Annotated in this window: 13 protein-coding genes; all 13 read right to left on the reverse strand. The window is 58.2% G+C overall.

The features are described from left to right. Window positions 1-112 precede the first annotated feature (112 nt). Window positions 113-1,096: a DMT family transporter gene (locus DXD48_RS01320; protein ID WP_117563682.1), complete on the reverse strand. Its 984-nt coding sequence runs from the start codon at window positions 1,094-1,096 to the stop codon at window positions 113-115. Window positions 1,097-1,434: 338 nt separating this feature from the next. After that, window positions 1,435-3,624, reverse strand: a complete 2,190-nt coding sequence (locus tag DXD48_RS01325) for a YhgE/Pip domain-containing protein (protein WP_117563683.1) — start codon at window positions 3,622-3,624, stop codon at window positions 1,435-1,437. Beyond that, a complete protein-coding gene (locus DXD48_RS01330) occupies window positions 3,625-6,390 on the reverse strand; it encodes a YhgE/Pip domain-containing protein (protein WP_233514951.1) in 2,766 nt (921 codons plus the stop codon). It lies immediately after the preceding gene. 483 nt (window positions 6,391-6,873) lie between these two features. After that, window positions 6,874-8,898 carry a molecular chaperone HtpG gene (gene htpG, locus DXD48_RS01335; RefSeq protein WP_117563684.1) on the reverse strand — a complete coding sequence of 675 codons (2,025 nt, stop codon included), beginning with the start codon at window positions 8,896-8,898 and terminating at the stop codon, window positions 6,874-6,876. A 202-nt stretch (window positions 8,899-9,100) separates the two neighbouring features. Next, the gene (locus DXD48_RS01340) at window positions 9,101-9,601 is read right to left on the reverse strand and encodes a GNAT family N-acetyltransferase (RefSeq protein ID WP_117563685.1); all 501 of its coding nucleotides are present in this window, start codon (window positions 9,599-9,601) and stop codon (window positions 9,101-9,103) included. A 38-nt stretch (window positions 9,602-9,639) separates the two neighbouring features. Further along, window positions 9,640-10,290, reverse strand: a complete 651-nt coding sequence (locus tag DXD48_RS01345; RefSeq protein WP_022094060.1) for a tyrosine-protein phosphatase — start codon at window positions 10,288-10,290, stop codon at window positions 9,640-9,642. 17 nt (window positions 10,291-10,307) lie between these two features. After that, on the reverse strand, window positions 10,308-11,045 hold the full coding sequence (locus DXD48_RS01350) for a CpsD/CapB family tyrosine-protein kinase (protein WP_117563686.1): 738 nt from the start codon (window positions 11,043-11,045) through the stop codon (window positions 10,308-10,310). Between the two features lie 2 nt (window positions 11,046-11,047). Beyond that, window positions 11,048-11,704: a YveK family protein gene (locus tag DXD48_RS01355; protein WP_055250503.1), complete on the reverse strand. Its 657-nt coding sequence runs from the start codon at window positions 11,702-11,704 to the stop codon at window positions 11,048-11,050. Between the two features lie 195 nt (window positions 11,705-11,899). Next, on the reverse strand, window positions 11,900-13,294 hold the full coding sequence (locus DXD48_RS01360) for a cell wall metabolism sensor histidine kinase WalK (RefSeq protein ID WP_233502291.1): 1,395 nt from the start codon (window positions 13,292-13,294) through the stop codon (window positions 11,900-11,902). Window positions 13,295-13,327: 33 nt separating this feature from the next. Further along, on the reverse strand, window positions 13,328-14,056 hold the full coding sequence (locus tag DXD48_RS01365) for a response regulator transcription factor (RefSeq protein WP_055250507.1): 729 nt from the start codon (window positions 14,054-14,056) through the stop codon (window positions 13,328-13,330). A gap of 64 nt (window positions 14,057-14,120) precedes the next feature. After that, the gene (pstB, locus tag DXD48_RS01370; protein ID WP_199407866.1) at window positions 14,121-14,996 is read right to left on the reverse strand and encodes a phosphate ABC transporter ATP-binding protein PstB; all 876 of its coding nucleotides are present in this window, start codon (window positions 14,994-14,996) and stop codon (window positions 14,121-14,123) included. Window positions 14,997-15,099: 103 nt separating this feature from the next. Then, entirely contained in the window at window positions 15,100-16,338 is a 1,239-nt protein-coding gene (locus DXD48_RS01375) for a sensor histidine kinase KdpD (protein ID WP_117563688.1), read from the reverse strand. A 25-nt stretch (window positions 16,339-16,363) separates the two neighbouring features. Beyond that, window positions 16,364-17,059: a response regulator transcription factor gene (locus DXD48_RS01380; RefSeq protein ID WP_117563689.1), complete on the reverse strand. Its 696-nt coding sequence runs from the start codon at window positions 17,057-17,059 to the stop codon at window positions 16,364-16,366. Window positions 17,060-17,103: the final 44 nt, after the last annotated feature.

Below are 17,103 nucleotides of genomic sequence, written 5' to 3' on the forward strand. Positions count from 1 at the left end.
GCCCTCCAGTAACGTTTTTGCAGTAAGCACTTTGATAGCGTAAAGCGCAAGGTACAACTTTAAGGGCGAGGCATAAAAAATGCCGCCCCAGGAGGGCGGCGCAACAAGTTGTTTACAATTGCGGGCGCGGCTTTCGACGCAAAAAATCGAAGTGAGTCTCGCTCAAGATAATCGACAGGAAGATAAGCACAAAGCCGGCGAGCAGGCGCGAGGTGAGCGCCTCCCCCATCAGCAGCACCGAAAACAACACGCCCGAAGGCGACTCCATCGAAAGGAGCAGCGAGCCCGTCGAAGCCGGGACATGCGCCAGGCCGACGTTTTGGATGAGCAGAGCCACGCATGTGCAGCCCACCGAGAGAAACGCCATCACACAGATAAAATTCGGCGTCCACACGGACAGAGGCGCCTGGGTCTCGAATAGCAGCGACGAGATCAGGCTCAGCACGCCATTGCCCACAAACATCCAAAACGTGATGACGTTGATGTCCATCTTGCGACCGTACTTGGCAGTCACCGCCATCTGGATGGCGAAGAAGATCGCGCCGCCCAAGGTAATAACATCGCCGGCATTGAACTCGACGCTATCGAGTGCCACCAGGCCAATGCCCGCCAGGCACAGCAGTGCCGCACCCAGGTTATAGCGGGTGAGCTTTTCGCCGCTCAGGACATAGCTGGCAAACGGCACAAGGATACAGTACGTGCCCGTCAAAAATGCACTCTTGCCTGCCGTGGTCTGCGCCAGGCCAATCGTTTGCAGTCCGTATGCTCCCCACATGAGCGCACCCATGCCCAGCCCGACGATCAGGTTGCGGGCATTGAAATGAGCGATGATGCGCTTATGGAAAATAGCAAACATAACCAGTGACGCCGGGAGAAAGCGAACGTAGACCAGCTCGAACACCGGAATGGTATCGAGCGCATCTTTCATGGTGGTAAAGGAATAGCCCCAGATGACCGCCACCGAAAGCAGCAAGACCTTCCAGAAGAACGGAGAACGCGCGCCGGCGCCGCGGGAGGTGCCGCCGGCACCCAGGTCTTCGCGCGCTACAGGGCTATCGGGCATGTTTTCGATTTCATCAACGGCATTCTGAGCCATAGGGCATCCTCGCGCTCAGTCTGGGCGTGGTGTCCGCACGTGCATGGCCGCGTGCCGCCTCATGGTCAAATAAAACGGGGCGCACCGGACCCCCGGCACGCCCCGCTACTGTAGCAACAACCAGCGTTGCACCGCAATCCAGCCCACTAAAGCATTTTGTTCCGCCGTTCTACCGAACGGCGGACCGGCCGACGCTGCGCGAGCCGCATTCACGCCAATCTGACGTTCAATTTCAAGGGCGCGACCAGAAGGTCAGCGCCCTTTCATTTCACGTCACCTTGGCGCAAATGCGGCTCGCTCGCTGGCATTAGCGCTGCATCGGCGTTAACGTTGCTGTACTAGATAAGCTTTGTTGATTCCAGCTTTTCGATGATCCAGTCGTTGGCTTTGATGACCGGGCGGCGGAAGACGACGCCCAGTGCCAGCGACGGAATCAGATAGCTCGCCAGAATGCCTAGCTCAATCCAGTACTCCATATGGTAGGCGCCAGCCATGGCGGCATGCATGGCGTTGATGCCGTGGGTGAACGGCAGGAACGGATAGATCGCCTGGAACACAGGGCCGGTCATCTCGATGGGGAACGTACCGCCCGAACCGCCGACCTGCATAACCAACAGCACGACGGCGAGCGCCTTGCCGATATCGCCAAACGAAACCGTAAGCGTGTAGACGATATTGGAGAACACGAGACTCGCGACCCAGCCCGCCAGCACAAACTGCAGCGGGTTGTCGCACTGAATGCCAAAGAACAGAATGTCGCCCGCGCACACGAGCGTTGCCTGCAGCAGGGCCAAACCGCCAAAGAACAGGTAACGGCCCAGATAGATCTCGTGCAGGCGTACGGGGATGAGCTCGTTGATGAGCTCGTCGTCGACCGAGACCTTCATCATGGCCGCCAGTACGATCGAGCCGACCCAGAGCGACAGAATCGTATAGAACGGCGCCATGGCCGAACCGTAGTTGCGGATCGGATAGACCGGCTTGCGGTCGAGCGCAACGGGGCCGGAAAGCGACACGGCCAGGCCCTCGGGGTCGTTGCCGATCATCGTCTTGATCGTCGCCAGGTCACCCGACATCAGGGCGCCGTCGAGCTCGTCCTTGAACGCGCTGATCTTGTCCGACGCCTCGCCCAGCTGATCGGAAGCCTTGTTGACCAGCTTTGCGGCCTTGGAGAGACCCTTTGCCAGCGAACCGGATGCATCGGTGAGGCCGCTCACGGCACTATCCAGATTGCTCGAAATACCGTTCAGCGAATCCAAAACGCCCGAGATGGTCTTCTTGAGCTCCTTGGCCTTGACCGAGAACGTGGAATCGTAGTCGGACTTAGCGCCCGAGATGCCCGCCTTGGCATCGGCGATGGCCTGGTCGACCTCGGCACGCGTGCTGTTGACCTCTGCCATGCTGTCGGAAAGGGACTTTGCGGTTGCCCTCAGGTCGTTGGCATTGTTACGATACTCCGTCGCGATCCTGCCCAGCGATGTAGCCACAGACTTGAGGCTGTCCTGGAGCTTTTCGTCACTCACCTGATCGGCAAAGCTGCGAAGCTGGTCGGCCGTGTCGTCGATTTCCTTGGCACGCGTATCGAGCGCCGCCGCGGCATCGTTGAGCTGGGACACCGTGAGGTAAACATGCTGGTTTGCGGCGTCGAAAGCCTTCGCGAGCTCGGCGGACACGTTGTCAAACGAGCCCGCACTTCCGTCAATCGCGGCGTTGATAGCGTCGTTGGCGGCCTTGAGTGCTTCCTTGGAATCACTAATGCCGCTCTCGGCGTGCTCCATCAACTGCTTGGTAGATTCATCGACCTTACCCGTCTGCTGGAGCATACCGCTCGCCGACGTCAACGAATCGGAGGTCGAGCTCAAAATGCCCGCAAGCGAAGTCGCGTTGGCTTGAACGTCCTGCAGGTCCTCGACCGAATCGCCCAGTGTCGAGGACAGGTTGGCGATAAAGTTGCTGACCTGATCGGTGCTCATGTAATCGAGCAGGCTGGACACCGTCTTTAGACCGATGGTCGTGATGGTCTTGGTAAAGGTCTCATTCACCTGGCTCTGGACGGCGCTCGAACCCTTTTCGGTCACGATCTGGGCGATGGCGTTAGCCTTCTGGTTCTCGTAGAACTCGATATCGGCGTGCTTCACCTCGGTCGAGAAAAGCGTCATCATGTCGGCGCTAAACGTTTTAGGGATAACGACGGCAGCGTAGTACGCGCCCGACTTAACGCCCTCAATCGCCTTATCGCGGTCGTTGAGGACAACCCAGTCAAAGTTCTCGTTACCGCGCAGGGTCGCCGTCACGTTTTCGCCCACGTTGATCTCGACGGGAATCAGATCGCTCTCGTAACCCTCGTCGGTGTTGACCACGGCGATCTTAAGATTGCCGGTGTTGCCGTACGGATCCCAGCTGCCGGCGATGTTAAACCACGCGTACAGACATGGCACGATGATCAGGCCCATCACGACGACCATGCCGATCACGGAGCGAGACACATTTTGGACATCGCGCTTAAACAGGTGCAGGATGTTTTTCATTTATGCCTCACCTCCTTTGGAGTGCTTGCCGATCGGGGCGTTATTTTCATTCATCACAAACGTGTCATCCCCGTTCTCGGGCACATGGACCGCATCGCGATGACCACATTGGCTGACAGTCTGAGTCTTGGGTTCAGACCCCCGCTCGCTCGCATTCAAGCCGAACATACGACGAGCGGCCGGAATGGCAGCCGTATGCTCGCGCATCTCGCGGCGCAGGTCCTCATCCGAAAGCGCCGAGATCCGCATCTGGGTGTTGAGGCTCGAGCGAATGTACTCGATGTTGATGAGCCAGCCGCAGATGGCAATGACCGAGATAATCCAGATGACCAGCAGAATGATCTTGCCATTGTTGTCGATATCGAGAACCGTCGACAGAACGAAGAGCAGCACCTGCACGCCGACTACAGCGGCAAAACCGCCCTTGATGTAGTACGGGTAGCGATGCTCAAACGCCACGGCATGATCGAGCAGCTCGCGACGGTACGAATCCGAATCGAGCATGACGCGCATGGCCGTGCGCAGCGAATAGCGCTGGCGCGGCAGGTCATTAGACTCGCAGATCATCAAACCCGTCGTGGAAAGCTGCTTATCGAAGAGCAGATTGAGGTTGAGCAGCAACGGGCGCAGCTGCAGACCGATAAAGAGCGCGATGGCAAGGAACACGCCCAGGATGCACAGGTTGAACAGGTAGTTGAACGAATACATGCCACCAACGGTCTCGCGCAGCAGGTTGATGCCGTAGGTGAAGGGCAGCAGCGGATGCAGCCATTGGAAGAAGCCGGGCATCATCTCGATGGGATACATGCCCGACGAGCCGGGGATCTGCACAATGACGAGGATGACGCCAATGGCTTTACCGATATGCTTAAACGTGGTGGACAGCGCATAGATGATGTTGACGTAGGTGAACGAAATAGCGATGCCGCCCAGTACAAAGAGCAGCGGATTGACGCACTGAACGCCAATGACCAGATCTCCCACCGTAACGATGATGGCCTGCAACGCACCCAGGATCACCAGCAGCAGCCAGCGGCCAAAGTAGCCCTGACGCGCCGTAAAGCTACCGATGCCCTCGCGGTCGACCTCGAGTTTATAGATAGCGATGAGCACATAGCCGCCTACCCACAGCGCCAGATTGGTGTAGAAGGGCGCGATGCCCGAGCCAAAGCTCTTGACCGGATAGATTGACTTGGACGTCAGCTCAACCGGAGATGCCATGAAATCTGCCACGTCATTGACGTCGACGTCCATGAGGTCGGCTAACTCGCCCATAGACTCAGAGGTCTGCAGCGCCGCAATGTCATTGGCGGCGGTCGCGAGCTTGTCCTGAACCTTGGCAAGGGAGGCGTCGGTTTGGGACAGCGTGGTCTTTGCCTGCTTGAGCGTGGCGTCGAGCTGCGCCAGCGTGCCGCGCGCGCTCGCTATCGTGGGGGTCATACCCGACACAATGCCGGTCAAATCGCCCGAAACGGCGGCAAAGGAGTCAAGCGCGCTCGAAGCCTTCGGAAGTGCGTTCTGACCCAGATCGGTCTGAGCCTGACCGAGGTTAGCCGTACCGGTCTGAATTGCCGCGTTGAGTGCGTTGCTCGCGTTCGAGATTGCCGTAGCGTCGTTTGCCATGGCGCTCGACTGTGCAGAAAGGCCATCCTTGATGCTCTGCAGCTTCTGGTTTTGCTCGCGAAGCGAATCGATGGTCGATACAATGCGCGCGTCAATTTCCTCGGAACCTGTCGACGTGTCATTAACGAGAATCTCCAAGTGCCCGATAACGGCCTTATTGTGATCGATCGTCGCCTGGAGAGACTCGAGCGAGTTGTCGATGCGGGTGGTCGTAGATGTGACCGTACCCGTTAGCTTGCCAATCGCAGCGTTCGCGGAGGCTGACGTCTTGGTGAGTGCAAGGCTACCTTCCGAGAGTGCCTTGGAGAGCGAGGTGATAGAGTTGCCCGCCGTGGCGCGAGCCTCGCCCAGCAGGTCGTTGCCCTGGGAGATTGCCTGCGTTAGAGAGGGCGCCTGCCCCTGCAGGCCCGCCAGCGCAGCATCGGCCGAAGCAATCGAGCTGCTCGTCTTGTCGATGGCGGTGTTCATGTCGCCGATGGAATCGCGTACTTCGCCCAGGGTATCAGACGCCTCGGACACCGAGCCCGCCAGCGAATCCCGGGTCTGGGTCGCCTTGTCTTTAAGGTCGATGCCAGCATCTTTGGCAATGCCCGCGACGGTCTCGCCCACCGTGGAGACAAACTCCGAGTTGATCTGCTCCTCGATGGTATTGGCACCAGTGTCGGTGACCTTGGGCGCAATAGCGCTCTTCTTCTCGTTGACGTAATAGGTGAGCTTCGGCTGATGGTAATTGCCATCGAGCATCGAAACAAGATTGTCGGAGAAGTTCTTGGGGATTACGATGGCCGCATAGTACTCACCACTCTCGACGCCCTCTTTGGCATCGGCGGCCGAATCGACGAAGGTCCAGCCCAGCTGATCGTTCTCCTTGAGCTGATCGACGACCTGGTCGCCCGCGTTGAGCTCGCCCACCAAGTCATTCTGAGTGCCCTGATCGTTGTTGGCGATGGCAATCTTGATACCTTGGGTGTTTCCGTACGGATCCCAGTTTGCCACGATGTTGTACCAGGCATACAGCGAGGGGATAACGCACACGCCCAGGGTAACCACCAAGGCGACGGGGTTCACAAGCAGTCGCTTAATGTCGCGCTTGAATATCGCAAAGGAGACCTTTGCGTTGGATAGTTTGCTGCCGAGACTCACGCTTGGACCATCCATCCTGTCGTTGAATCGAATCGTACTATCGACAACCATTGTACGTAGGCGCTTTAGTGCCTCGCGGCACAATGGTGCTGAGTTTTGCGGGTAGCAATATACTACGAAGATGAGTTAGTGTACAGTTGTACAGTATCTTTAATTTCAGCAGGTCACAAAACCACAGCCCGCACAAATTAGCAATCCGAATAGTCATTGGGAACGTTCTTAAACGACTAGTCAAACAAGAACGTCCCCGATGACTACTTAGGGCCACGAAAGCGTCGCAGGTTGAGCATAAGTCAGCGAAAACGCCCCTGAGCGAGCAAGGTGACGTGAAAGAGGAGGGAAGCGTACTTTGGTACGCGACCGACGATTGAACGTCAGATTGCCGCTTAGGGGCGTTTGCAGCGTCGACCGGTCCGTCGTTCGTTAGAACGACGGAACCAATAGGTTCGTTAGAACGGCGGACCCAAAGGCGTAACTACTTAACTACATCAAGTTGCAAACAGCCGCCGCGAAGGCAACGGGGTCCTCGGGGAGGATACCCTCGACCAGCAGGGCCTGATCGTAGAGCAGGCCGGAGTACTGCTTGATCTTGTCGGCGTCACCTGCCTTCTGGGCAGCGACAAGCTTGTCAAAGACCGGGTGCTTGGCGTTGAGCTCGAGCACGCGCTGGCTCTTGGGCATGCCGTCGGGCGCGCCCTCGGGCCCCTTCTGGAGCACCTTCTCCATCTCGAGCGAAAGCGGACCCTCGGTGGTGATGCAAGCGGGGGCATCGGTCAGGCGCGCGGAGACGGCAACTTTCTCGACCTTGTCACCGAGCGCCTCCTTCATAGCGCTAAAGAGGTCCTCGTTTTCCTTGGTGGCGTCCTCGGCCTCCTTCTTCTCGTCCTCGGTCGCCAGATCAAGATCGCCAGTCGCGACGTTCTTGAGCTCCAGGTGACGATCCTCGACCTCGGGCTCGGCACCGTCGGCAACGGCCTTCTCGGCAGCCTCGCGGGCGGCGTCGTCCTCGTAGATCTTAGGCATATCGGCGGCAACGTACTCACGCATAGCCTGGAACGTGAACTCATCCACATCCTGCGTCAGCAACAGCACGTCATAGCCGCGGTCGAGCACACCCTTTACCACGGGCATCTTGGCCAAGCGCTCACGCGAGTCGCCGGCGGCGTAGTAGATGGCCTTCTGATCCCCGGGCATGCCCTTGGCATACTCGGCCAGGGTAATCATCTTCTGCTCCTTGGCAGACCAGAACAGTAGCAGGTCGGCGAGCTCATCGGCCTTCATGCCATAGCTCGAGTAGATGCCGTACTTAAGACCGCGGCCAAAGTTCTCAAAGAACTTCTCGTAGGCCTCGCGGTCGTTGTCGCGCATATCCTCAAGATCGGCGGTAATCTTCTTCTCCACGCGCTTGGCGATGGCCTTGAGCTGACGGTTCTGCTGCAGCGTCTCACGCGAGATGTTGAGCGACACGTCGGCAGAATCCACGACGCCGCGGACAAAGTTGTAGTAGTCGGGCAGCAGGTCGTCGCACTTCTCCATAATCAGCACGTTGGAGCTGTAGAGCGCCAGGCCCTTCTCGTAGTCCTTGCTGTACAGATCGAACGGGGCGCGGCCCGGCACAAACAGCAGCGCATCGTACTCAAGCGTACCCTCGGCATGGAAGCTGATAGTGCGCGCGGGATCGTCAAAGTCGTGGAACGTGGACTTGTAGAACTCGTTGTAATCCTTCCGCTCAACGTCGGAGCTGCGCTTTTTCCAAATCGGCGTCATGGAGTTGATGGTCTCGAGCTCCTGGTAGTCCTCGTACTCGGGCTTGTAGTCGTCGCCGGCGTCCTCGGGCTTGGGTTTCTGGCGGCTCTTGCTCACCATCATCTGAATCGGGTAGCGCACATAGTTGCTGTACTGCTGAATCAGGCTCTTGAGGCCCCACTCGGTCAGGAAGCGATCGTAGGTCTCGGCCTCGCCGTCGGCGTCGAGCTTCTCGTTCTCGCGCAGCGTCAGGATGACATCGGTACCGTGCTCAGCACGCTCGCCATCCTCGATGGTGTAGCCCTCAAGACCGTCGGACTCCCAAACGTGGGCGGTGTCCTCGCCATAAGCGCGGCTGACGACCTTCACGTGGCTGGCGACCATAAAGGCGGAGTAGAAGCCCACGCCAAACTGGCCGATGATGTCGACATCGGAGCCCTGTTGCTCGGCGTTCTCGGTCTTAAACTCCTCGGAGCCGGAATGGGCGATGGTGCCCAGATTGCGCTCGAGCTCCTCGGCGGTCATGCCAATGCCGTTATCCGAGATGGTAATGGTGCGGGCGTCTTTATCAAAAGAGACGCGAATAGCCAGGTCGCCCTGGTCGAGCTTGACACTCGGGTCCTGCAGGCTCTTAAAGTTGAGCTTGTCGACGGCGTCACTCGCATTAGAGATAAGCTCGCGCAGGAAGATTTCCTTATTGGTGTAGATGGAGTTGATCATGAGGTCGAGCAGTTTTTTGCTCTCGGTCTTAAATTGACGCATGTGCAGTCCTTTCGCGCTACCCCCGTCCGCAAAAACGGCCCGGTTGCCCGAGCCGCATCGCAGACCTGCTATGTCCAGACTTAGATTTTATAACCCATTAGCGCGCATATATACATACGGAATCGAAAAACTGTATGTCCAAACGCTCTGATACGCCAATTGCCAAGGAGTGTCCCCGACTGCCGGCAGGAAAGGAACGTCCCTATCTGCCATCTACGCGCTTGGCCATCCAAGCATGGGGCTGGCCCTCGTCTTCGTAGTCCACCGGGGCAATCTGCGTGTAGCCCGCCTTGGCATAGAGCGGCAGCACGTATTCCTGCGCATGCAGCTTAATGAGCTTGGCGCCGGCATCACGCGCGCACGTATCACTGGCCTCGACAATCTTGCTCGCCAGACCGCGACGGCGCATGCTCGGCAGCACAGCCACGCGCCCCATAATGTAGGTCTCCCCCGCCGCGACGCCTTCGTCCAAGTCGCACGCCGGCGACACCGGAGCCCCTGCGTCAGCCGCGCGCTCAAGCTCTTCGGGAAACACGCGCGAGCAACCAGCAAGCTCGCCGTCTACATAGAGCGTCACATGAATGCAGTTCGGATCCTCGTCGATAGCGTCGAACTCATTCTCGTAGCCCTGCTCGTCCATAAAAACGACGCGGCGCACCAACGCCGCGTCATCAAAGCATCCCGTCTTAAGTTGGATATCCATGCTGCCCTTTCATTCAATGCGAACGTTAGGGACAGATTTTAGCGAAAATGAGCTCCGCGCACGCTAAACTTCGCGCGAGCCTTCGCCAGGCAATCGTAATGACCCACGTTATGGGCATCGCTCGCGATGAAGCTGTACAGGTTCTGATCGAACAGGCGCTGTGCCGGCTTTTTCTCGCGACCAAAGCGACCGCCGGCAATAAAGTCCGCCGAAGCTTGCAGCTTGCAGCCCATATCGACCAGGCGCTCCGCCACGCTTACATCCTTTTGAACCGCACGATAGCGCTCAGGATGAGCGATGATCACCTGGTAGCCACGGCACTGCAAATCGTAAATCGTGTTCTCGTACTCTCTAAACGCATACGCATCGGCATGCGTCGAAAGCTCGAGCAGAAACTCGTTGGTCCCATCGAAATGCAGGTGCTCCGCGGCATCGATACCAAGCTCAACGAGCTTTCGATGGTTGACCTCGAAGCCCATCTGGAGCGGAAAACCGTCAGCGTTATCACGCAGCAGCTCAAAGGCATCCCACATCTTGTCGTAATCAAAATAGGGATCACGGCAGTGAGGAGTGCAAACGATTCTGGTTACACCGGCCCGCTTGGCAGCCTCGAGCATCGCCAAGCTCTCATCGAGATCGGCGGCGCCGTCGTCTACACCCGGCAAGATATGGCAATGAATGTCACGCATAGGTCAGCCTTAATCAACTAAACGTTTGCTCGGTTGGTGAAGATGCCCTTTTTGGAAGTCCCCTGATTGTCGGAGCCCTTCTTAACCTTCTTACCGTCCTTGGTGTAGTAAGAATAGTAGTACTCGCTGGTCTCGGTCTCACAGTAATTCATGACGGTACCGATGAGCTTGACCTTCTCGGACTTCTTAAGCTGACCGATGGCGTTGAGCGCCTCTTCGCGCTTGGTAAAGTTCTCGCGCACCACGAACAGCGCGCCGTCGGTCAGGCTGGCAATCTCGGCAGCATCGATGAAGGTGCCGACCGGGGGAGCATCGAAGATGACGTACTGGAACTTGGCGGACAGTGCCTTTACCAGCTTGGCAAAGCGATGGGAGACGATGATGTCGGCAGGATTGGGAATGTGCGGCTCGGCATCGAGGAAGTAGAAGTTCTTCTGACCCGTCTCGACAATCGCCTGGTCGATAGAAACCTGCTCGGACAGGACTGCATAGAGTCCGCCGCGGGGGCGGACGCCGAGCATATCGGCAAGGGACCTGCGACGCATATCAGCCTCGACCAGCAGGACACTCTTGCCGCTCGTGGCGATTGCCTGAGCAAGGTTAATGGAAACCGTAGACTTGCCCTCGTTGGGAATCGAGGAGGTAACGGTGATGGTGCGAATGGGGTCATCCACGCTCGCAAAGCGGATGTTGGCCAGAAGGGTCTTGGCGGCATTCTGCACAACGAGCTTATCGGTGTTCTTTGCCTTAGCCATGCCTATTTACCACCTTTCATAGCCGGAATTCGGCCAACAACGGGAATACCCAGGAGCTCTTCTGCCTCTTCGGCACCGCGGATGCGGGTATTGAGCATGTCTGCCAAAACGACATAGGCAACTGCGATAAAGATACCGGCGAGGAACGCGACGGCAATATACAGCGTGCGCTTGGGGCCGCTGGGGGCTTCGGGGGTCTTAGCCTCGTCGATAACGTTGATGCTCTGGGCAGCGCCGACGTTCTGAGCGACCGTACTCACCGAGCTGGCAATGGCCTTTGCGACCTCAGCCGTCTCCTTGGCATCGGTGCCGGTAACCGAAAGCGTAATGACACGCGTGGTGGTCTCGGAGGAAACAGACACCTTGTAGTCATCCAGATCGGTAAGGCCCAGTTCTTTGGCGGCGCCGCTCTTAACGCTATCGCTATCCAGCAGCGTGGCGATATCGTTGGAAAGCATCTGGCTCGCCGAGAGATCGTTGTAGCTCATCTGACCGCTATCGTCGGTCTTGGCGAGAATGTACATGCTCGTCGTCGCGGTATAGGTGTTGTCCATCGCAACGAAGGACACGATGCCCATGGCGATCGCGCAGACCACCGGAAGGGTGATGACCAGCTTGAGGTGCTTCTTCAGCAGCTGGAACAGTTCGAGAAGGGTCATGCAGCTTGCCTTTCATTTCCCCAGTTCGGATTGACAAAACTGTCCGTATGTTATCGCATCTTTTTACCGAGACCAAACTCTATACATAAGAAACAGGCTCTCCTGTAAAAATGTCGGAAGCAATCGTAAAATTGCGCAACAACGCCGCACCCGAAAGTCAAATGCGGCGTCTACATCAATATCTATGTTGTATCGCTATGCGAATGGCTCGTCCTGCTGTATGGGAAACGTCACCGTAATGGTGGTTCCCACGCCCAACTCACTCGACAGATCGAGCGTGGCGTGATGATACAGGGCCGCATGCTTGACAATGGCAAGCCCCAGGCCGGTTCCGCCGCGTGCCTTGGACCTACTCTTGTCCACGCGATAGAACCGCTCAAATACCTTGCCCTGTTCTTCAGGCGCGATACCGATTCCCGTGTCGGCGACAGCGAGGAACGGATGGTCTTCGTCGTTGGTGCCGCACTGCAACGTAACCGTACCGCCGGGTCGATTGTAGCGGATGGCGTTGCTTGCCAGATTATAGATGAGCTCGTCGATCAAGCGCGACACGCCTTCGATGACCACAGGCTTGGTCTCATGACTTATCGTCACATTCGCCTGACGGGCGACCTGTTCAAGACGCTGCTCAACCGCGTAGATCGCACGCGAGAGCTCAATAGGCTCCGTGGAACCAATGGGCACTGTCTCGCCTTCAGTCGCACGTTCGGCCTCGTCCAAGTTAGACAGCGTAAGGATGTCGTTGACAAGCGCTGCCAAGCGGCCCGCCTCACGATAGATGCGACCGCCAAAGTTGCGCAGGTCGTCCTCGCCCTCGACCATGCCATTTGCGATGAGCTCGGCATAGCCCGAAATCGCCGTAAGCGGCGTCTTGAGCTCATGGGTGATATTCGCCGTGAACTCGCGGCGCATACGGTCGTTGTCCGCTAGCACCGCCATTTGGCGCTTGAGTTCCTGGCGCTGCGACTCGATGCGCTCAAGCATGGGAACCATCTCGGCATAGGCGTGCTCATAGCTACGGCGTGGGTGATCCAAATCCACCTCTTGTAACGGCGCGATGATGGCACGGGACTCACGGCGCGCCATAAAAAACGAGAGTACTGCACCCGCTGCTGCGATAAGCAGCATCGGCGCCAGCATCGACAGCAAAATCGCCGCAACGCCAGGCTGGGCCTGCGCCAAGCGAACGACCTGGCCGTTATCAAGGGTGACGGCGCGATACAGCATAATCTCGTCGAGCGTAGAGCTTGCGCGCTCCGCGGAACCCAAACCACTCTCAAAGGCCTCGATGACCTCGGGGCGATCACCATGGTTGGGCAGTGCGGAAGGCGACGCCTCGTTGTCGTAGGCAACCGATCCATCCTTGTTAATCAGCGTGATGCGTAAGTCCTCGCGATCGAGGCTACGCAAGAACGGGATGGGCTCCTGCTGCTCGTCGAGGGCGGCAGCAATGAGCTCGGTTTCCTGCGCCAGATTGGCACTCGTGGCATCCGCCAAGGTGTTTTGCACAAAGAACGCACCCAGCACCGTAAACGCCACGATAACCGCCATGGCGCAAACAAAGATCGTCACAAAAACGCGGTGCGACAACGTTTGTTTTCCCTGGGGGGCGAAGACCACGGGTTACTCCTCCGATGCAGTGGACGCGGTGTCGTCACCTTCGGCACCATCACCGGCCGAAGGCTCGGCCAGACGATAGCCCACGCCGCGCACGGTCTCGATGGCGCTCGCATGCTCGCCGAGCTTTTGGCGGAGCGTCTGCACATGTACGTCGACGGTGCGCGAACCGCCGTCGAAGTCCCAGCCCCATACGCTCTGCAGCAGCGACTCGCGGGTAAAGACCACGCCAGGTTTGCGCATGAGGTACTCGAGCAGGTCGAATTCGCGCAGCGTGAGCTTGAGCGGTTCACCGGCAACGGTCACTTCGCGGTGGCTGGGCGAAAGTACGATATCGCCCACGCTGAGCACATCGCTCGCCTGCTTGACCATGCCGCCGCGACGCAGCAGTGCGCGGCAACGGCTCGCAAGCTCCATGAGCGAAAACGGCTTAGTCAGGTAATCGTCGGCACCGCCATCGAGCGCCATCACCTTGTCGAGTTCGGTGTCCTTGGCGGTAAGCATCATGATGGGCACCGTCGCCGTCAGGCGATCGGCACGCAGGCGACGCATAATCGCCAAGCCATCGGTGTCGGGCAGCATGATATCGAGCAGCACAGCATCGGGCACCCGTCGCGCCACGGCAGCTTTAAACTCGCCATCGCACGAAAAGCCCTCGGCCTCGATTCCCTGCTTGCGCAGCGCGTAGACTGTCAAATCCCTGATGTTGTCATCGTCCTCGACGTAATAGATCATGTTGAACCCCTTTGCGGCCGATATGACCGCATCTTAACCCTAAAGGCACCTGCAAAAGACAGCGTCAGCCAAAACGCCCCGTCAAATAATCCGCGGTGCGCGGATCGGACGGATTCTTGAAGAGTTGCGCGGTGGGCGCGTGCTCCACCAGCTCACCCAGCAAAAAGAACGCAACCGAATCGGAAATACGCGCGGCCTGCTGCATGTTGTGCGTCACGACCACCAGCGTGCAGGTCTCCTTGAGCTCGCAGGCCAGCTGCTCCACCACCAACGTCGACACAGGGTCGAGTGCCGAGGTCGGCTCGTCCATCAGCAGAATGTCGGGCTGCACGGCAAGTGCGCGGGCGATGCACAGGCGCTGCTGCTGTCCACCCGAAAGACCCAGGCCCGACTCCATGAGCTTGTCCTTGACCTCATCCCATAGCGCAGCGCGACGAAGGGAGTCCTCGACCAGCTCATCGAGCATGACGCGGTCGCGCACACCCATACCGCGCGGACCGTAGGCGACGTTGTCGTAGATGCTCATGGGAAACGGGTTGGGGCGCTGGAACACCATGCCCACGCGCTGGCGCAAACGGCAGATGTCGTAATCGCCCAGGATATCTTGACCATCGAGCGCGATCTTGCCCTCGATGCGGCAATCCTTGATGCCGTCGTTCATGCGGTTAAAGCAGCGCAGCAACGTGGACTTTCCGCAGCCCGAAGGCCCGATGAACGAGGTGATCTGCTTGTCGCGGATCTTGATATTCACGTCCTTGAGCGCATGGTGGTCGCCATAGAACAGGTCGAGGCCCTCGACATCGATGCGCGTCGGCGAGGCGGCAAGATCCTCTGCCGTGGGGCGAGTCGCATCCCCAACCTCGCGCTCATGCGCGGCCTCGGCCTGCGCTTCCATGAGTTCTTCAAGCTCCGTGGGCTCCACAGCCGCAGCAGCCTTCATACCGCACACCTCCATATCGATATCAATTCAGCAGTATCGATAGTAGGAATCGCGGCTCATACGCACGTGAGCACATTGTCAAGTGTTTGTAAGGGCACGCAGGCTATGCGGCGGGCAGCCCGATGGTGAATATCGTGTGTTCGGGCGTCGATTCACATGCAACGGTACCGCCGTGTGCCGCGATGATCTCCTTGGCAATAGCAAGGCCCAAACCGGCACCACCGCGATTGGTCGCACGCGCCGCATCCAGGCGATAGAACTTCTCAAAGATCACCTTGAGCTTAGCCGCAGGGATAGGATCGCCCTGATTGATAAAGCGCACGCGCACGCCGCCATCGTCTTGGCGCCTGGCCTCAATCGTGATAGTCGAACCCTCATAGCTATAGGCGACGGCGTTTTTCATGATGTTGTTGAACACGCGGGCCATCTTGTCGCCATCCACGAGCACCGTCAGGTCCTCGCGAATATCAACTTGGGCTTCCTTATGCTGCTCGTTGAGGATGGGATAGAACTCGTCAGCCACCTGAGCCAGCAGCAACCCCAGATCAACATAGCCGCGCGTGAGCACGATATCGTGGAAGTCAAAGCGCGTGATATCGAAGAACTCTTCGATGAGCGCATCGAGCCGGTGCGCCTTGTCGAGCGCCACGCCCGTAAAACGTGTGCGCTGCTCAACCGGCAGCTCAGGAGCCTCTTGCAGCAGCGAAAGATAGCCCACCACACTGGCAAGCGGGGTGCGTAGGTCATGTGCCAAGTACGTGACCAAATCGTCCTTGCGATGCGACTCGTCACGCAGAGCTTGCTGCACCTTGCGCTCACGGTCACGCACGCGGTTAAGGGCGCCCTCGACCTCCAAGAAGTCGCCGTCGATGTTATCCCAGGTGTCGGGGTGATCGATCAGGCGATCTTGAATACGAGCGGCCAGCACACAATCGGCATGCTGCTCGCCCTGCTCGTAGCCATGGTAGTACAGGGCGCGGCCGCAAAAGAACAGCACGCACACGGCAAGCGCCAGCACAAAGCCAAGCATGTTGAATACAAAGCCGGCATCGAACAGCACCGGCCCTTCGATGCCGCCGAGCGCCATGGCGCCAATCGCCAACGTCATGGCCCACGCGGCACCGCCAATCACCACGCAACGGCGCACGATTTCGAATCGATCGATCAGCAAAAAGCCGACAAGCAGCACCGCCAAGATTCCAGCGATGTTATCGATGCCAATCAGCAGCAGGCTCAGCAAAAAGAGCAGCACCGTTGCAAGCGCGCGGTTGTCGACGACCGACCTCACGTATTCAAAGAGTCGATCGGGCACCTCGAATGCCTGCCTATCGTCTTTTGTCATATCCACTTCCCCACCATTAAAGGCGTTATTCGATTATGTAGCCGACGCCCCAGACGTTTTTGATAAAGCGCGGCTTTTGAGCGTCGTCACCGATCTTTTCGCGCAGGTGGCGAATGTGCACCATCACCGTATTGTTGGAGCCGGGCATAAAATCCTCGTTCCACACCGCGCGGAACAGATCCTCCACGGCCACCACACTGCCGCGATGCTCGACCAGATACAGCAAGATGGAATACTCGATGGGCGTGAGGCGCACCGGCGCACCGTCCACCATTACGGAACGAGCATCGCGGTTGATCTCCAGGCCGTCGAGCTGGATGGTCGGCGACTCGGCCACCTGCGCGCGGCTACCGTAGCTGGTGTAGCGACGAAGCTGAGCATGCACGCGCGCGATGAGCTCCAGCGGACGGAACGGCTTAACCACGTAATCGTCCGCGCCAAGCGAAAGGCCCTCGATCTTGTCTTGCTGGGCATCGCGCGCCGTCAGCATGATCACGGGATAGGTATGGCTGGAACGGATCGTACGCAGTAGCTCAAAGCCATCGATATCGGGCAGCATGACATCCAACAGTGCCAGATCGAACTCCTGCTCCAGGATTGCCTTGGCAGCATCGGCCCCGCTATAGGCAATCTGGACATCAAAGCCCTCTTTTGTAAGGTAGATACCAACCAAGTCGGCGATGGCCTTCTCGTCATCAACTACCAAAATGCGCTCGTTCATGCGTGCTCCTCTCGCGCTCCATTATGCCCGAGGCGACGCACGCC

It is taken from the genome of Collinsella sp. TM05-37 (assembly GCF_003436455.1).
GTDB lineage: Bacteria > Actinomycetota > Coriobacteriia > Coriobacteriales > Coriobacteriaceae > Collinsella.